General features: G+C 56.5%; 17 protein-coding genes. 5 read left to right on the forward strand and 12 right to left on the reverse strand.

Going from position 1 to position 16,130, the window contains the following annotated elements; translation table 11 throughout:
• Positions 1-7: 7 nt before the first annotated feature.
• Both GM154_RS10075 and GM154_RS10080 read left to right on the forward strand, forming a co-directional pair.
• A complete protein-coding gene (locus tag GM154_RS10075) occupies positions 8-820 on the forward strand; it encodes a carbon-nitrogen hydrolase family protein (protein ID WP_219652141.1) in 813 nt (270 codons plus the stop codon).
• 103 nt (positions 821-923) lie between these two features.
• Positions 924-2,246, forward strand: coding sequence for an APC family permease (locus GM154_RS10080; protein ID WP_219652142.1), 1,323 nt, complete (start codon positions 924-926; stop codon positions 2,244-2,246).
• Between the two features lie 90 nt (positions 2,247-2,336).
• On the opposite strand, the gene GM154_RS10085 is transcribed toward GM154_RS10080, so the two are convergent.
• The 7 genes from GM154_RS10085 to GM154_RS10115 form a co-directional block, all read right to left on the reverse strand.
• Positions 2,337-2,756, reverse strand: a complete 420-nt coding sequence (locus GM154_RS10085) for an SRPBCC family protein (protein ID WP_219652143.1) — start codon at positions 2,754-2,756, stop codon at positions 2,337-2,339.
• Positions 2,757-2,859: 103 nt separating this feature from the next.
• A complete protein-coding gene (gene dkgB, locus GM154_RS10090) occupies positions 2,860-3,663 on the reverse strand; it encodes a 2,5-didehydrogluconate reductase DkgB (RefSeq protein ID WP_219652144.1) in 804 nt (267 codons plus the stop codon).
• A 210-nt stretch (positions 3,664-3,873) separates the two neighbouring features.
• Positions 3,874-5,286 (reverse strand): aromatic acid/H+ symport family MFS transporter, encoded by a 1,413-nt coding sequence (locus GM154_RS10095; RefSeq protein WP_219652145.1) that lies wholly within the window; start codon positions 5,284-5,286, stop codon positions 3,874-3,876.
• Between the two features lie 371 nt (positions 5,287-5,657).
• On the reverse strand, positions 5,658-5,930 hold the full coding sequence (locus GM154_RS10100; protein WP_010799012.1) for a DUF2790 domain-containing protein: 273 nt from the start codon (positions 5,928-5,930) through the stop codon (positions 5,658-5,660).
• 262 nt (positions 5,931-6,192) lie between these two features.
• Complete coding sequence (locus GM154_RS10105) at positions 6,193-6,993, reverse strand: sulfite exporter TauE/SafE family protein (protein ID WP_219652146.1); 801 nt, start codon at positions 6,991-6,993, stop codon at positions 6,193-6,195.
• Positions 6,994-7,006: 13 nt separating this feature from the next.
• Positions 7,007-8,572, reverse strand: a complete 1,566-nt coding sequence (locus GM154_RS10110; protein WP_219652147.1) for a bifunctional protein tyrosine phosphatase family protein/NAD(P)/FAD-dependent oxidoreductase — start codon at positions 8,570-8,572, stop codon at positions 7,007-7,009.
• A gap of 78 nt (positions 8,573-8,650) precedes the next feature.
• Positions 8,651-8,986 carry a helix-turn-helix transcriptional regulator gene (locus GM154_RS10115; protein ID WP_010799015.1) on the reverse strand — a complete coding sequence of 112 codons (336 nt, stop codon included), beginning with the start codon at positions 8,984-8,986 and terminating at the stop codon, positions 8,651-8,653.
• Between the two features lie 96 nt (positions 8,987-9,082).
• Here GM154_RS10115 and GM154_RS10120 point away from each other — a divergent pair, with 96 nt between their 5' ends.
• The gene (locus GM154_RS10120) at positions 9,083-9,946 is read left to right on the forward strand and encodes an MBL fold metallo-hydrolase (RefSeq protein WP_219652148.1); all 864 of its coding nucleotides are present in this window, start codon (positions 9,083-9,085) and stop codon (positions 9,944-9,946) included.
• 8 nt (positions 9,947-9,954) lie between these two features.
• On the opposite strand, the gene GM154_RS10125 is transcribed toward GM154_RS10120, so the two are convergent.
• A complete protein-coding gene (locus tag GM154_RS10125) occupies positions 9,955-10,263 on the reverse strand; it encodes a hypothetical protein (protein ID WP_010799017.1) in 309 nt (102 codons plus the stop codon).
• A 142-nt stretch (positions 10,264-10,405) separates the two neighbouring features.
• Positions 10,406-10,723, reverse strand: a complete 318-nt coding sequence (locus tag GM154_RS10130) for a hypothetical protein (RefSeq protein ID WP_219652149.1) — start codon at positions 10,721-10,723, stop codon at positions 10,406-10,408.
• 366 nt (positions 10,724-11,089) lie between these two features.
• On the opposite strand from GM154_RS10130, the gene feaR reads away from it, so the two are divergent.
• Positions 11,090-12,031, forward strand: coding sequence for a transcriptional regulator FeaR (feaR, locus tag GM154_RS10135; protein WP_019366232.1), 942 nt, complete (start codon positions 11,090-11,092; stop codon positions 12,029-12,031).
• A 26-nt stretch (positions 12,032-12,057) separates the two neighbouring features.
• Here feaR and GM154_RS10140 read toward each other — a convergent pair whose 3' ends face one another.
• Positions 12,058-13,560, reverse strand: coding sequence for an aldehyde dehydrogenase family protein (locus GM154_RS10140; RefSeq protein ID WP_258019797.1), 1,503 nt, complete (start codon positions 13,558-13,560; stop codon positions 12,058-12,060).
• Positions 13,561-13,917: 357 nt separating this feature from the next.
• On the opposite strand from GM154_RS10140, the gene hpaR reads away from it, so the two are divergent.
• Positions 13,918-14,394, forward strand: a complete 477-nt coding sequence (hpaR, locus tag GM154_RS10145; RefSeq protein ID WP_219652150.1) for a homoprotocatechuate degradation operon regulator HpaR — start codon at positions 13,918-13,920, stop codon at positions 14,392-14,394.
• Positions 14,395-14,457: 63 nt separating this feature from the next.
• Here the strand turns inward: hpaR and hpaI are convergent, their stop codons facing one another.
• Together hpaI and hpaH are read right to left on the reverse strand one after the other, a co-directional pair.
• A complete protein-coding gene (hpaI, locus tag GM154_RS10150) occupies positions 14,458-15,261 on the reverse strand; it encodes a 4-hydroxy-2-oxoheptanedioate aldolase (protein ID WP_122043780.1) in 804 nt (267 codons plus the stop codon).
• Positions 15,262-15,324: 63 nt separating this feature from the next.
• Entirely contained in the window at positions 15,325-16,128 is an 804-nt protein-coding gene (hpaH, locus tag GM154_RS10155; RefSeq protein ID WP_219652151.1) for a 2-oxo-hept-4-ene-1,7-dioate hydratase, read from the reverse strand.
• Between the last annotated feature and the right edge of the window lie 2 nt (positions 16,129-16,130).

Genomic DNA, 16,130 nt, shown 5'->3' on the forward strand with positions numbered 1-16,130 from the left:
AGCATTCATGAAGATTGAACTGGCCCAGGTGGCTGGCCGTGATGGCGACAAGGCTTACAACCTGCAAACGGCATTGACGGCTATCGAAGCCTGTGCACCGGATACACAGCTTATTGTGTTTCCAGAAACGCACCTCAGCGGTTTTCCAACCCATGAAAACGTGGCAGATGTCGCCGAGCCCATTGATGGCCCGACGATCAGTCGGGTTCGTCAGGCTGCGCATGCCAGACAGGTCTCGGTCGCCATCGGCTTTGCTGAAGCGGATGGCGAGCGTTATTACAACACCACGCTTCTGATTACCCCGGATGAAATTGCGCTGCGTTACCGGAAGACGCACTTGTGGTCGTCGGATCAGGGAGTGCTATCGCCTGGTGACCGCTTTGCGACCTGTCTGTGGAACGGTGTTCGGGTCGGTCTGCTGATCTGCTATGACATCGAGTTTCCCGAAACCGCCCGCGCGCTGGCGCAACTGGGTGCACAGCTCATTATCGTAACCAACGGCAACATGGACCCTTATGGACCTCTACACCGAGCCGCGATCATGGCCCGCGCAATCGAAAATCAGGCGTTTGCCGTGATGGTGAACCGCGTGGGTGAAGGCGATGGCGACCTCACCTTTGCAGGAGGCAGTGCGGTAGTCGATCCCTTTGGAAACATGCTGGTTGAGGCCGGTCGGGAAGAGGCGCACTTGAGCGCATCGCTGGACCTGAGCCAGCTTCAGGCGGTGCGCAAGGATTATCGGTATCTCGATGACCGTCGCCTGAGTTTGCCGGGGGAGCTGATCGAGCAACCGGGAGGGATTCGCGAACTTATTATCTAGGCCAATAAACGTATAACAACAATTATCTTTTTTGCTGATTCAGCACTGCCACAACACCCGACCGCGTAAGCGCGGTACCAACAATCACTATACGGAGTTGTTCATGGCCCATCTGCAACGCACCCTTTCGTTAGGGGCGGTGATGCTGTTCGGCATCGCTTATATGACGCCCATTATTGTGCTCGGCACGTTTGGAATTCTTGCCCAGAACACAGGTGGGCATGTGCCTTCCGCCTACCTGGTAGCGCTGGTTGCCATGTTGTTTACCGCCATCAGTTATGGTCGCATGGCGGCGGCGTTTCCGGTTTCAGGTTCCGCGTATACCTATGTACGCAAGGCTATAAGCCCCAAGCTGGGCTTTATCGCCGGCTGGGCGGTTCTTCTGGACTACCTGTTTCTGCCTATGGCGATCTGGCTGATTGGAGCTGCCTACCTGAGTTCCGCATTTCCCGCTATCCCTCAAGCGGTTTGGGTATTGGGCTTCATCGCACTTACTACGGTGATCAACGTAGTGGGGCTCAAGCTCGCCAGTACGATTAATACAGCCTTGATGCTGGTTCAATTCCTGGTATTGGCTGCCTTTGTGGTGCTGTGCGTCCATTATGTACAGGGCTCTGGCGAGCCGTTGTTCACGCTGGCACCGTTTATGGACGGTCATTTGCAGTGGCCGCTGGTCATGAGCGGCGCGGCAATAGCCTGCTATTCGTTTCTTGGATTCGACGCCGTAAGTACCCTGACGGAGGAAACCCGGAATGCGGAGCGTACGATACCCAAGGCAATCCTGCTGGTTACTCTAGTCGGCGGACTGGTGTTTATCCTGGCATCTTACTGGGTCCAGCGGGTACACCCAGGCATGGCGTTCGCCAATGTCGACTCTGCAGCTTATGAGATTGCCCGTAACATTGGCGGCGATATCTTTGTTTCGCTGTTTCTGATGGGGCTGATTGTGGGGCAGTTCACGTCTGGTATGGCTGCGCAGGCCAGCGTCTCACGGCTACTGTTTGCCATGGGCCGTGACGGTGTGCTTCCCCAGTCGTTTTTCGGTCAGCTTTCAAGGCGCTTCGGTACGCCAGTCAACAATCTGTTCCTGTGTGGCATTGTTGCGTTACTGGCATTGAAGCTGGATGTAGCGACATCGACCTCGTTCATCAACTTCGGCGCATTTCTAGCGTTCAGCCTGGTGAACCTTGCGGTAATCTTTCACTTTTATCTCGGTGCGACTCAGCGCGGTATACGTGAAATCCTGTTGTCTGTCGTCTGCCCGTTGCTGGGGCTCAGCGCAGATCTCTACCTCATGATCAGCCTGGACTCGATGGCCATTCTATTAGGGCTGAGCTGGCTCACACTCGGAGTTATCTACTTGGGCAAACTCACGCACGGGTTTCGTACTCAGCCGCCGGAAATGCAGTTCAGCGAAGCGGAGTAGCGGGCCGTTCAGGTTTATCACGGCAGGCCTCGAAGGGCCGCCGTGAGGTTGCAAAAGCAGGCGTATCGTTGCTTTTATGTTTTCAAGCGGCTACCGAGCCTCGACTGCCTGCTTGAGCGCCGTCAGCCCATCTTGGTAGAACTGCGTGAATAGACTTTCAGCCTCCGCCTGGCTGATATGGGTCGCTGTAAAGGTACAGAACCATTCAACCTTGGCGCTCTTTCCTGATACATCCGTGAGTACACGCAGCGTAGAGTCGTAGTCCTTGATCGGGGCAGGTCCTTCGATGATGGTGTAGCGGTAGCTTTTTTCAGCCTCGTTAAAGCTTAACAGCCGCTCAATGATGACGTTACCTTCGATATCCTTCAGATGCCGGACCCGACCCCCTTCACTCAGCTGACTTTCGACTACAAACGGCAGCCAGCCAGGCAGGGAGCCGAAGCCTCCCATAAGTTGCCATATCTGCTCAGCATCCACATTGATCTCGATAGAAGCATAGGCGTTGGTCACAGCGATTCTCCTAGCATGGAAAGAAACAGGGCAGGTCAGCATACGGCCTGAAGACAATAAAGCGGCATTCGAAGAGTACCGTACGTTACGGTCATGCAGGTGATTAATCCCAAGCGGGTGCAAGCCCTTCAGGACTGACCTCACGAGCGTTTCGCTCAAGTAAGGCGATTTTTGCCATGTCCTCCTGATCCAGACGCAGCTCTTGGGCTAACAGATTGCTGGCCAGATTCTCTAACTTGGTCGAGGAAGGGATGACTGCATATCCCAGCTGTAACGCCCAAGAGAGCGTAACCTGCGCTGGCGTTGCCTGATGCTTATGGGCAATGGCATTAATGACAGGGTCCTTGAGTACCTTCCCGTAGGCCAGAGTCATATAGGAGGTCACTGGAATATTCTGCTCCTGCAAATATTGAACAAGCTTACGGTTCTGCAGGTAAGGGCTAAGCTCAATCTGGTTGGTGGCAATGGCATCTGTACCAACAATGTCGATGGCTTGTCGGGTCAGTTCGATGTTGAAGTTGGAGATACCGATCTGGCGTGTCAGGCCCTGGTGCTGCGCCTGGGCCAATGCTTCCATAAATTCGGGTAGCCCTACACCATTACCCGGTGCGGGCCAGTGAATCAACGTCAGATCCACGAAGTCGGTCCGGAGTTTTTTCAGGCTTTCCTGCAGGCTGGGAATCAGTTTGTCTTTTGCGTAGTGGTCTACCCAGATTTTCGTCGTGATAAAGAGTTGTTCGCGTGCGATACCGCTTTCGGCAATCGCTTGCCCAATGTCTGCTTCGTTGTTGTATATCTGTGCGGTATCGATTGCACGATAGCCCAAGTCAAGAGCGTGGCGTACCGAGTTGATGACGGTCTGTCCTGTGAGACGGAAGGTGCCAAGGCCAAAGGAAGGAATACTCATAACGGGCTCTCCGAAAGGATTGGAGGGACACGGCTGCGTCCCAAGCAAAGGGTTCGGAGCTCAGTGTGATCGGTTGATATCATCTGAATAAGCCCTTAATCCTCAGAATACTTTTGATTTTTACTCAAGGATTAAGGGGAGAAGGCCTTTCTCAAGTCAGGCGGGGCAGGACGTTGGTCGTCTGCCCCAGCGGAACCTTGAGATGATCGATTACAGAGGCGCCTCACCTTTGAGCTCCGGCGGTTGATCACTGGAGCGCTGGATGGGCCCGTGGGAGTAACCATGGTCATGTTGCCTAATCGGCGTCGCGTTGTGTGAGGGGGTTTTAACGTTGAGAATCAGCAAGGCGGCCAGGATAGCCGGAATAGCAGCCAGCACAATGATGGTTTGGGCTGGCAAATGCAGGCCGAGCAGCAGACTACCCAGGAGAGGCCCGAGAATCGAGCCAAAGCGGCCAATGCCCAACGCCCAACCTGCGCCAGTTGCGCGTACCTGCGCGGGGTAGAAATTGCTTGCGAAGGCATTCAAGGTCAGTTGACCGCCTATGGTGCAAAAGCCCGCGGCAAATACGAACACCAACAGCAGGGCCTGATACTGATGTGTCAGCCCAAGCAGCACGGTAAATGCGGCTGCGCCCGCCAGGATACAGCTCAGCAAGCGAACCTTGCTGGCCACCCGGTCCATGAAGTATGCCAGGAGCATGGCACCCAATGTACCGGCAAACAAAAACATCGACGTGGCAAGGTTTGCCGAGTTTCGCTGCATACCGCTTTCCTGAAGGAGAGAGGGCAACCAGCTGATCATGAAATACAGCAGGATCAGGCTGACAAAAAACGTCGCCCAGAGAAACAGGGTAGGTCTCGCGTATCCGTTGCGAAAGAGATCTACCACGGCTATGGCAGAGGCAGGCTCCTGTTGACTGTCAACGGTTGGTGCTGGCGGCTGCCAACCGGCAACCATGCGGGACGTGACAGCGGTCAGCCGGGCGTAGGGCGGGGCATCCCTTAGCAGACGTGGCAGAGACTCAGGTAGCAGCATGAGCAGGAAAGGTAAGAGCAGCAGCGGGGCTACACTTCCTATGACGAATACGGCATGCCAGCCGAAACGATCCATGAACGCCACTGCTACGAAGCCGCCCGCTGCGCCGCCAAACGAGAACCCACAGGCGGCCAATGTGACCATTAGGGTACGCAACCTGGGTGGTGAGTAGTCCGACATCAGTGCCATTGCGCTGGGCATAGCGCCGCCCATCCCCAGGCCACAAAAAAAGCGCAGTATCGCCAGTCCCTGCAACGAGTCGATATAGACGGTGACGAAGGTAAGGCAGGCATACAGCAGAACGCAGCTCATGAGCACTCGCCGGATACCTACGCGGTCCGCAAGTGGTGTAACGAGCAGAGAGCCAACGGTTAGGCCGATCAGGTTTGCACTGAAGACCGGTCCAAAGGCCGATTTCTCCAGTCCCCATTCCTGGGCGATAGATGGCACCACGTAGCCCAGTAGCTGAGCGTCATAACCGTCACTGATGAGCAAGAGCGCCAGCAACGCCAGTATCTGCCATTGATAGCGTGATACGGGATGTGAATCGAGAGCATCGCGAAAGCTGGTTATTTGGTTCTGCATTGCCAATACCTTTTGTTTTTATTTGTGCAGGCAAAATGGGCGCGCGGATCAACTAGCGGTCAGAGAAAGGCAGTTCTGGAGATCAATCAAAATATCAGTCGAAATCGTAAATCGATTACGTTCTGTGTAATCTTTGGTGTGGTGGGGAGGTCTGTCAAGTTGATCGTGCTGCGGTGTGTTCAGAAGGGGCGCAGCGCTAGGTCATGCGGATGAGCATCGGATGTCCGATGGCCTGATCGAGAGGTCAGAGCCGCCTGGAAATCTGCTCTGGAGGTGTGATAGGGACGTTGCGCTTAGTCGGGAGCAAGGAGTGCTGCTGGTGCAGGCCAAGTCTCAAAGCCCCGCGTGGCCGGGGCTTTGTACTGGTCGTATCAACCATTCGTATTTTGCCGTTCAACGCTTTCCAGGTACTGCAATTTATGCACGTTGCCTTGATGATCCTGATACACCATGGTTGCAGGTTCGGCATTGTTGAGGTCGTTCGTGTCGGCCTTTTCGATCGAAATGACTTTGGCGACATCAATCTTCATGCCGTAGTGATACTGTTCCACCGGAATATTGTCCTGTGCTGAACGAGAGTCTGCAGCAAACGCGCCGGTAGCGAAGGCTGAGGCAAGCAGGGCAGTAGCAATGGCGTATTTCATGATAATGACCTCTTCGATGGGGTGGTTGGTTTCGATGAGGTCATTGAATCGCACACGCCTACTATGCGTGAAATCGATCCTACTGGTGCCAACTATTGCTCTCAATGATGGGTGAAGCGTGGAAGTGTGCTGGCTAAGATAGTCGTCTGCTGTACTAAGCGTTCCCGTGGTCTTACGGTAGTAAGGGTCTGTCTGAAACCCAGATCAGTTTGATCGACTGAATCCTCTCTTGCGGTTAAAGGACCAGATTAATCGGAGCTGATTAGAAAACAGTCATGAACAGGTAAACGCAGACACCCAGGCAAAGCACCGCAAACGACCGCTGCAAGAGGTGGGCCGGTAAATGCTTGCACAGCAGGCGCCCGGCAAGCATGCCTACAAGCGTAGCACCTATGAAAAGCTCTGCCTGCAAGCCAAGCGTGACGCCGCGATAAAGCGCACCGGCTGCGGTACCCAGGGAAATCAGCGCCACCATCATCAGCGAAGTGGCCACGATGCCCTGCATGCGGATATCGCTGCATTGGCGCAAGGCCGGGACGATCAGAAAGCCGCCCCCCACACCGAGCATGCCGGTCAACAGGCCCGACAGGCTTCCGATGATCGAAAGCGTAGCCAGGCATCGACCATTCCAATGCAGGCGACCAGTCGTTGGATCCAGCATGCAATTTTTTTGAAGCGGGCCGTGAGTCGTACAGGCTTGATCTACCGTAGCCCGACTCTGAAGCAGCATGCGGATGGCAACAAACAACATGATCAGACAGAAGCAAAGCATGAGGGTACGATTGGGCAAGTGATGCGCCAGCTGACTTCCAAGTGGCGAAAAGCAAAGTCCCAACGCGGCCATGAGTAGCGCTGCCCGATATCGCACCAGACCTTTGCGCAGCCCGTCCACTGCACCCAGGGTCGCCGCGATGCCGATTGCAAGCAGCGCAACGGGAGCAGCCTGAGAGAGGGCCCAGCCCAGACCAAGCGTCAATGCCGGGATCGCCAGGATACCTCCACCTGCGCCTGTCAGGCCTAACACAAGGCCAATACCGATTCCGAGAAGAGAGGCCAGCAGCACGAAGCGGGTTCCCTTAATTCTGGGCGCAGCGGGTAAGCCACTCACGGCCCTTGAGCATGCCGTTCCAGTAGAAGCGGGGCAGTACGCTGGCCTTCAGCAACCAGGCGGATTTACGCGGCACCTTGGGATCAAAGGGAAAGGTCGGCAAAAGCTTTCCACCATAACCAAACTCGGCCAGGATCACCTTGCCTTTTTCGACGGTAAGTGGGCAGGAGCCGTAACCATCATATCGGCTTGGCAGGGGATGCCCCTTGCGCAAGGCCAGCAGATTTTCTGCTACGACCACGATCTGCTTGCGTGCCGCTGCCGCCGTCTTGGCGTTGCTGGTGCCGCACACATCACCCAAGGCAAATATGTCTGGATGACGAGGATGCTGAAGGGTAGCCGGATCGACCTCAAGCCAGCCCGCCGCATCGGCCAGCGTACTACGCCGAACTACATCAGGGGCCTGTTGCGGTGGCACCACATGCAGGAGGTCGAACGCTTTGGCTTGACGGCTCACGCTACCGTCAGCGGCGGTAACTTCGAACCAGGCGGTTTTGCCAGGGCCGTCGACAGCGACCAGATTGGACTGAAAAGCCAGTGATGCCTGATATTTCTCTACATACGCCATCAGAGGTGGGACAAAGGCCGGTACGCCAAACAGCGCTGCGCCTGCCAGGTTGAATTCGACCTGGATGTTCTTCAGCACCCCTTGTCGCAGCCAGTGATCGCAGGACAGGTACATGGCTTTTTGGGGCGCACCGGCACATTTGATCGGCATCCCCGGTTGAGTGAATAGCGCCTTCCCATGCCTCAGGTTTCGGACCAGCTCCCAGGTGTAAGGGGCCAGGTCATACCGGTAATTGGACGTCACACCCTGTTGGCCCAGCGTGTCTTCCAGCCCAGTGATGCGCTCCCACGCCAGTTGCAGACCGGGACAGATGATCAGTTGCTGATAACCCAGTTGCTTACCGTTGCTGAGCAGCACGCTCTGGCGCTCCGGGGCGAACGCGCTGACCGATGCCTGAATCCAAGTGACACCGTGCGGCATGACGCTGGCCATCGGGCGAACCGTGTCCGCTGCGTCGTAGGCTCCACCCCCTACAAGCGTCCAGGCGGGCTGATAGTAATGATGATCGCTGGGCTCGACCACGGCGAGTTTCAGCTCAGGGGCACGGCGCAGCAGGCTGGCAGCGACGCCGATACCAGCTGACCCACCGCCCATGATGACGACGTCGTATTGGCTACTTGCCGCTTCGTTCTCGCACGTCATTCGGTACAGTTGGGTAGAGCGGTTACCTGTGCGACAGAACGCCAGAATCGGATGGGGGAGCGTGCTGAGTAACGCCTGTAACTGCTGGGCCTGCCCCTCATGAAGGGTGCTGGGTATGACAGGGAGATAGACAAAGCTCAAGCCCAATGCTTCGGCATGGCGCCGAAGTTGTTCGCTAAGAGGCTGTTCTGGTCCACCTTCATGATCCGGTCGATTGCAGATGATGCTGCGGTAGCCTTGCTGAGCGATGCCAGGCAGGTCATCGAGCTGTAGCTGTCCGCACGTAGCGAACGTTTCATCGAGTCGGTTGATGGGGTAGTCCATGGGCAACTCCAGACAGCGTAGGAAACAACAAAAAGTCTATGGCGCTAGCGCAGACAGGTTGAACGTAGAGATGACTCTTTACTGCACGCTTTTCAGGGCCTGACCGCAGTACAGGCTGGACAGTGTCTGCATGACGGAGACGACCTCGAAACTGGCAAGGGCGTAATAGATGTACTTGCCTTCGCGACGCGTATTGACCAGTCCTTCTTCCCGAAGGACGCTCAGCTGTTGAGAAAGCGTCGGTTGGCGGATACCCGTCAGGTCTTCCAGCTCGCCCACATTGCGCTCACCCTGGGTCAGCTGACAGAGCAGCAGGAGGCGGTCTTCGTTGGCCAGCGCTTTCAGCAGTGTGCAGGCTTTTGAAGCAGAGGCCCTGAGCAGAGCGACTTCGGTGGTAGAAAGCTGAGTTGCCATTGGTCCCTTCCTCGTCATGCGCCCAATCAGTCTATTTTCATACAATATATAATTCAATATATTGTAAAAAGGTAGATCGATGGAGAGGTAATAGACATGACTCCTTTAGTACAGGCATTTTTCGATGCCGACACGGCTACCATCAGCTATGTGGTATTCGAGGCGGATGGTTCGGAATGCGCCATCATCGATTCGGTATTGAATTACGATGCCAAGGCCGGGCGAACCAGCACACATGGGGCTGACCGGATCATTGCATTTATTCAGGAGCATAGTCTCAAGGTGCAATGGTTGCTTGAGACCCATGCCCACGCCGATCATCTTTCTGCATCGGCTTACCTGAAACGTATGCTGGGAGGCAAGATTGCCATTGGCGCTCCCATCCGCCAGGTTCAGGGCGTTTTCCGTGATGTTTTCAACCTGGAGCCTGAGTTCCGGTTGGACGGCTCACAATTCGATTATCTGTTCGAGCCGGACGAGCTGTTTCACATTGGCCGTTTAGCGGCGCGTGCGCTGCATGTTCCAGGGCATACACCCGCGGATATGGCCTATCAGGTAGCGGAGCATTCGGTATTCGTAGGCGACACATTGTTCATGCCTGACGTAGGAACCGCACGGTGCGATTTTCCCGGTGGCAGTGCCCGTCAACTGTACCGTTCCATCAAGCGGATACTGGCGCTACCGGCCGAGACGACATTGTACCTGTGCCACGACTATCCACCCGCTGGGCGAGAGGTATGTTGGAAGACGACGGTGGCTGAGCAAAGGTTCAGCAATATCCATGTGCACGACGGTATTGCCGAAGATGCCTTTGTTGAGATGCGCAGCCGTCGGGACGCAACGCTATCGATGCCGACGCTTATTCTGCCGTCGATCCAGATCAATATCCGGGCGGGTGAAATGCCACCTGCAGATGAGTCCGGGGCGACCTTCCTGAAAATTCCGATCAATCGCCTTTAGGCAGGGCGTCAGTCTTCTTCCCAGAACGTCGGGCAGTTTAGTTTCAATGCGCGGGCTTTGGCAGCGTGCATGGCCGCTTCGAGTTCCTCCGGGGTGGCCTTCTGCTCGGTCTTGGCGTATGTCCAGGTTGCCAGGGCGACGTAGCAACTGGAGTAGAGCTCGGCAAGGGAGCGGCATTCCGACTGGCGGCTGACCTGGTCAAGCGGGAGGGGACGCGCCTGCAAGGTGGTTTCAACGGGTGTCAGCGAGCGGCTCTGGCATCCACTTAGTAGCAGGACTGCCATGAGCATAAAACCAGTGAAGAGGCGATGGGTCATGTGTTCTGTTCGTAGCGGATAGGATGGCAAGTGTAACGACCCAGGCAGGCTTGACCTATCGGCGGCAGTAGTTATCCGGGATCGGCCACCTGATACAGGCGCCAGGGCAAGGTCATGCCTTACGCTGGCACCCTGCAACGTATTAGAACGCGGCTTTCTTTTGTGGCCCCTTGAAATGCCGACCGCGAGGCAGGCGGCTGCCATCGGCCAGCTTGTTTTGCCACTCGGCAAACGCAACGCTACGGGTACGGTAGGTTACGGACTGCTCAACAGGCTGTGCCTTGGCAGCCGGTACGGGAGCAGCAATCTCCTGAGCCTGAGTGTCGGTTACTGTTGCCGCTGCATAAGCCGCCGAGCGCAGGCATGTCTTGCAGGTAACCTGATCAGGCTGGGTAGAGACATTAGGACTGCTGCGGCCGCAAGCGACTTGATCAGTGCCGGTGGAGTAGTGCATTACCATGGTATTACTTCCTTTCAGTACAAGCTAAAACAGTCGCCGCTTCGCAATGCGACGAGGTATTGCAGTGGATGTTGGCCTCAGGGCAGCGTGTGCTCATTGGCATGAGTAGTATTTCGCCTTCGAAATCGCCCCTCGACTTTCAAAATCCAAACAAAAAAAGGCGTAGTTTAACGGGTTATCGCCATTTAGTCTTTTTTGGCGGGCGCAAACTGCCGCAGTGGCAGGGAACATGGCATAGTGAAATGAGAGGTCGGTCATCAGCTCATATGGAATCAGGGCTTGCACCTCTGTAGTTTCGTAGTAAATTGATAACATGTTAACTATCTACAAGAACAACAGGCTGAATGACAGCCGAGGTGAAATGCCATGCAAGTCCAACGTCTCGATGCGTTTTCAATCTGGCTAGAAACGATTCGCGCTTTTTGTGGCCGCCGGTTTACCGCGCAGCCCTCGTTGACCGGTTCGCTGTTTATCGGCGAGCTTACCCAGCGGCGTATAGCCGGACTTGAACTGGCCATGGTCAAGACCAACGCGGCCTGCCTGGCTCGCAAACGAGGGCATGATCAAGATGGTGATCGATACTGCTTTCTGGTCATGCAGCGATCCGGGCGAGCACAGATCACGCAGCATGGGCATACCATCGATCTGGTGCCCGGTGAGATGGCGCTGGTTGATTCTGCAGGCACCTGCGAAATCAATCCGCTTGGTTTGATGGAGCATTGCTCGATTCATCTTCCCCGCGAGGCGGTGTCCAGGCATCTGGCCGATCAACAGCATATTTTTGGCAAGCTTAATTCAGGCAGTGCCAGCGGCCGGTTGCTTCGGCTGATCTGTACCCAGCTGGCCGAGGGTATGCCGGCACAGGAGTGGCAGGATGATGAAGGTGAGGCGCTCCAGGATTCGCTGATCAGCCTGTTGAAACCCGCCCTGACAGCCAGTGCGCCCACAATGGCCGTTGAGCTCCAGGCCAAGGGCGGCGTACTGCGAAGCGGAGTGGAACAACTGATCCACGACCAGCTGGCCGATGCGTCCTTGAGCCCTGCCAAACTGGCGGCGCAGCTGGGCATTTCCATCCGCCAGCTGTATCGGCTATTCGAAGAAGAGGGCGATAGCGTCTGCCGTTATATCCAGCGTGCCCGACTTGCACGCAGCGCTGCCGATCTGCTCGATCAGCGTCTGGTCAACGAGTCGATCACAGACATTGCTTTCAAATGGGGCTTTACCGACTCGGCTCACTTCAGCCGGACGTTCAAGAAGCACTTCGAAAGGTCCCCGCGGGACTATCGTAGCCAGTCGATGACGGCCTGAGCATGCTCAGGCCGCGTTCATCAGGCTCAGTAGGCAATACACACGGATTTGAGTTCGGTAAAGGCTTCGACAGCGCCGCGGCCGAACTCCCGCCCAATACCGGATTGCTTGTAGCCCCCAAAAGGCAGGTTCGGGTCGACCGGTACGTGGCTGTTGACCCAGACCGTACCCGCCTCGATGCGGGGAATGAGGTCCATGGCACGGGTCAGATCATTGGTCCAGAGACTGGCCGTGAGACCGTATTGGCTGTCGTTGACCATATGGATGGCTTCATCCAGTGAGTCGTAAGCGATAACGGACAATACCGGTCCGAAAATCTCTTCGCGCGCCGCCGCCATGTGGTGCTCAACGTTGGCCAGCACAGTAGGCTGGATGTAATAGCCGGGCAGGTCGGGTGCATTGCCTCCCGTCGTGACAGTAGCTCCTTGCTGGCGTGCCAGCTCTAGATGCTGAAGAACACTGCCCTGGTGCCGGCGTGAAACGACCGGGTTGATTTGTGTGGTTGGGTCCAGCCCCGGCCCGATCTTCATGCCGTTTACCGCGGCGCTAAGCGCTTCGACATAGTCCGCTTTTAGCGCATGCGGCACGTAGATGCGCGAAGCGGCGGCGCACACCTGACCCTGATTGAGTAGGCCGCCCATGAGCGCGCCTGCAACTGCTTTTTCAAGGTCGGCGTCTTGTAGCAGCACCATAGGGTTCTTGCCACCGAGCTCCAGGGAGAATCGTGTCATGTTTTGCAGGGCGGCAGTCCCGATCTGCTTGCCGATGGCCGTAGAGCCGGTAAAGGACACCTTGCTGACGTTGGGGTGCGCCACCAGTGCGGCACCCGCTACCGAGCCGCGGCCGATCAGTACGTTGAACACACCGGGCGGAACGCCGGCCTCTATGGCCAGCTCGGCTACCCGCAGCACGGTAAGAGGTGTTTCTTCCGAGGGCTTGATGATGATAGAGCAGCCACAGGCCAGGGCCGGCATGATTTTCCACAGGGCGATCATGAGCGGGAAATTCCAGGGGACGATGCCTGCCACTACGCCAACTGCCTCACGGCGCGTATAAGCGTTGTAACGGGCGCCGGTTGGAACAGGTATCGAGACGTCGAGCGTCTGCCCTTCGAGCTTAGTGGCCCACCCGGCCATGTAACGCATGTATTCAACTGCTCCGCCGACTTCAATCGCGCGGGCAATATGGATCGATTTACCTTGTTCCAGCGTTTCCAGTTGCGCCAGTTCCTCGCCGTGGGCTTCGACGAGATCAGCAAAGCGCAGGAGGATGCGCTCACGATCAGCCGGTCGAGCCCTGCTCCAGGTGCCCGCGACAAACGCAGCGCGGGCGGACTCGACGATACGGTCTACTTCCTCCCGCTCGGCCAGCCTTACCTGTGAAATGGCCTGGGCCGAAGCGGGATCGTTTACCGCAATGACATCGCCGCGAGAAGCGGTGCTGGGCTGGCCATCCACGAAGCTGGAATGCGTAAGCGACAGAAAACGGGTAACAGTCTCGAGAGGCGTAATGAGTTCGGCAGTAGACATAAGGGATTCCTGGCTATTCTCAAGGCTCTAAGGCAAGCGGTGAGGCTTCATGTCCAGAGCTTAGGAGTCGTCAATCAAGAGAGCTTGCATGTCGCTGCCGCAGGGTTTGATCTTCTCTGCCACCCGCAAGGCATCACCCGGTGTGATGAGGCAAGGCGGCTTGCGCTACCGTGAATGCACCAATCGATTTGAATAGGGTGAGGGACGAAGAGGAATTCAGAATGGTTGATTAATATGTTAATTATATGCGATGGTCCCGCTCCGTTGGTAAATGGCGGTATATCTGCCAATCTATTCATTGGGCTGGCGTCCGGCCCGTGCAACGATATCTTTCATGGCTCTTGGTGACTAATTGTCATGCTGAAACCGCGTCCTTCTCTTACGCTTACCTTATTGCAGGCCCGCGAAGCGGCCATGGGGTTTTTCCGTCCGTTGTTGAATGAGCACGGCCTTACCGAACAGCAATGGCGCATCATTCGGATACTCTGGCAGCGGGGTGAAATGGAGAGCCATCAGCTGGCAAAGCAGGCCTGCATTCTCAAGCCCAGCATGACCGGTGTATTGTCTCGCATGGAGCGTGACGGGTACGTGCAGCGCTGGAAAACACCCAAGGATCAGCGGCGTGTTTACGTGAGCCTGACGGATCGTGGCCGGGCGTGCTTCGAATCCATGGCCACGGGTATGGAGGCCAACTACCAGCGCATCCAGGAGCAATTTGGTGAGGAAAAGCTCAAGACGCTAATCGCCTTGCTGGAAGAACTCAAACAGGTGCGGCCTGGCTCGGAGGATGACGACGAAGAGCGCCTTATCTATCCCGATCGGGATGACAGTTGATCAGCTGTGCAGGTAAAGCGGCCCAAGGGCCGCCGGTTCAGTTCAGGCTCGGTGCTTCATACCTTAATAGACACCGCCACCATGTGTGGGCTTTGGAGTGTTGTGCTTGAAATGGCCTAGCAGCGTTTGAAGGCCTTTCATCAGCACCGTCGTGTCGACCCCCACCGCTACAAAGACTGCGCCCAGCTCGATATAACGCTGGGCGAGCTTCTGATCGGCTGAAAGAATACCTGCCGCCTTGCCGGCTTTAGCAATACGAACAATCGCCTCTTCAATTACGGCTTGAACGTCTGGGTGGCCTGGATTGCCACGATGCCCCAGTGCGGCAGACAGGTCAGCAGGACCGATGAACACTCCGTCCACTCCATTGACCTCCAGAATGGCATCCAGATTATCCAGGCCGGTTCGGTTCTCGATCTGGACTAGGAGACACATCTGTTCATCAGCGTGATCCAGGTAGCCGGGGATCGTGTTCCAGCGTGAGGCGCGTGCCAGGGCGCTGCCTACACCGCGAATACCCTCCGGCGGATAGCGCATGGCCTTTACCAATTCCCTGGCCTGATCAGCGGATTCGACCATCGGCACAAGCAGTGTCTGGGCGCCAATATCCAGAAGCTGTTTGATAAGCACAGGATCGCCAATGGGCGGCCGTATAATCGGGTGGGTGGCATACGGCGCAACGGCCTGTAGTTGAGCGAGTAGGCTGCGGACATCATTGGGCGCATGCTCGCCATCAAGCAGCAGCCAGTCGAAACCGGCGTTGGCGGCCAATTCAGCGCTGTAGGCATTGGCGAGGCCAATCCAAAGGCCAATCAGCGGGTCACCGCCTTTGAGGCGCTGTTTGAAGGTGTTGATAGGAAGCTGCATGGTAAATCCTCACGGCGGGAGGTTGGCCTGGGCATGAGCGCGCTGCCGCAGGCCAAACCGGTCTTAGACGAAGCGGCAGGCGATGCTGCCGAGCTGGTCGTAATCCACATGAAAAGTATCGCCCGGGCTTGCGTGCACGGGGCGTGTAAATGAGCCGCCCAGGATGATCTGGCCCGCCTCCAGCGTGACGTCATAGGCGGCCAGTTTATTGGCCAGCCAGGCAATGCCCTTGGCCGGGTGATTAAGCACCGCTGCGGAGACACCCGATTCCTCGATCACCCCGTTGCGGTAAAGAATGGCCGGTACGCGCCGCAGATCGATAGCGTGAGGGCGAATCGGCTTGCCGCCCATGACGACGCCGGCATTGGCGGCATTGTCGGAGATGGTGTCGAAGACCTTGCGTGTAGCCTTGGTATGGGGGTCGATCTGTTGGATACGCGCATCGATGATCTCAAGCGCCGGAATGACATACTCGGTGGCATCGAGCACATCGAAAATCGAGCAGTTCGGACCCTTCAGTGGCTTGCCCAGGACGAAGGCCAGCTCGACTTCCACGCGTGGCACGATAAATCGATTGAAGGGAATGTCGGTTCCTTCTTCGAAAAACATGTCGTCGAGCAGAGCGCCATAGTCCGGCTCTGTGATATTGGATGACACCTGCATGGCGCGGGAGGTGAGGCCTATCTTGTGGCCAACCAGTTTGCGACCATCCGCGATCTTTTTTTCGACCCAGGCGCGCTGGATGGCATAGGCATCTTCAATAGTGATCCCTGGCTGCTCCAGGGACAGTTGACCGATCTGTTCCCGGGAGCGCTCGGCCTGGTCAAGACGTTCAGCGGCCGCACGGATAAAGGCGTTGTCGAGCATGG

Origin of the sequence: Pseudomonas sp. MAG002Y (assembly GCF_019400845.1) — a bacterium.
Lineage (GTDB): Bacteria > Pseudomonadota > Gammaproteobacteria > Pseudomonadales > Pseudomonadaceae > Chryseomonas > Chryseomonas luteola.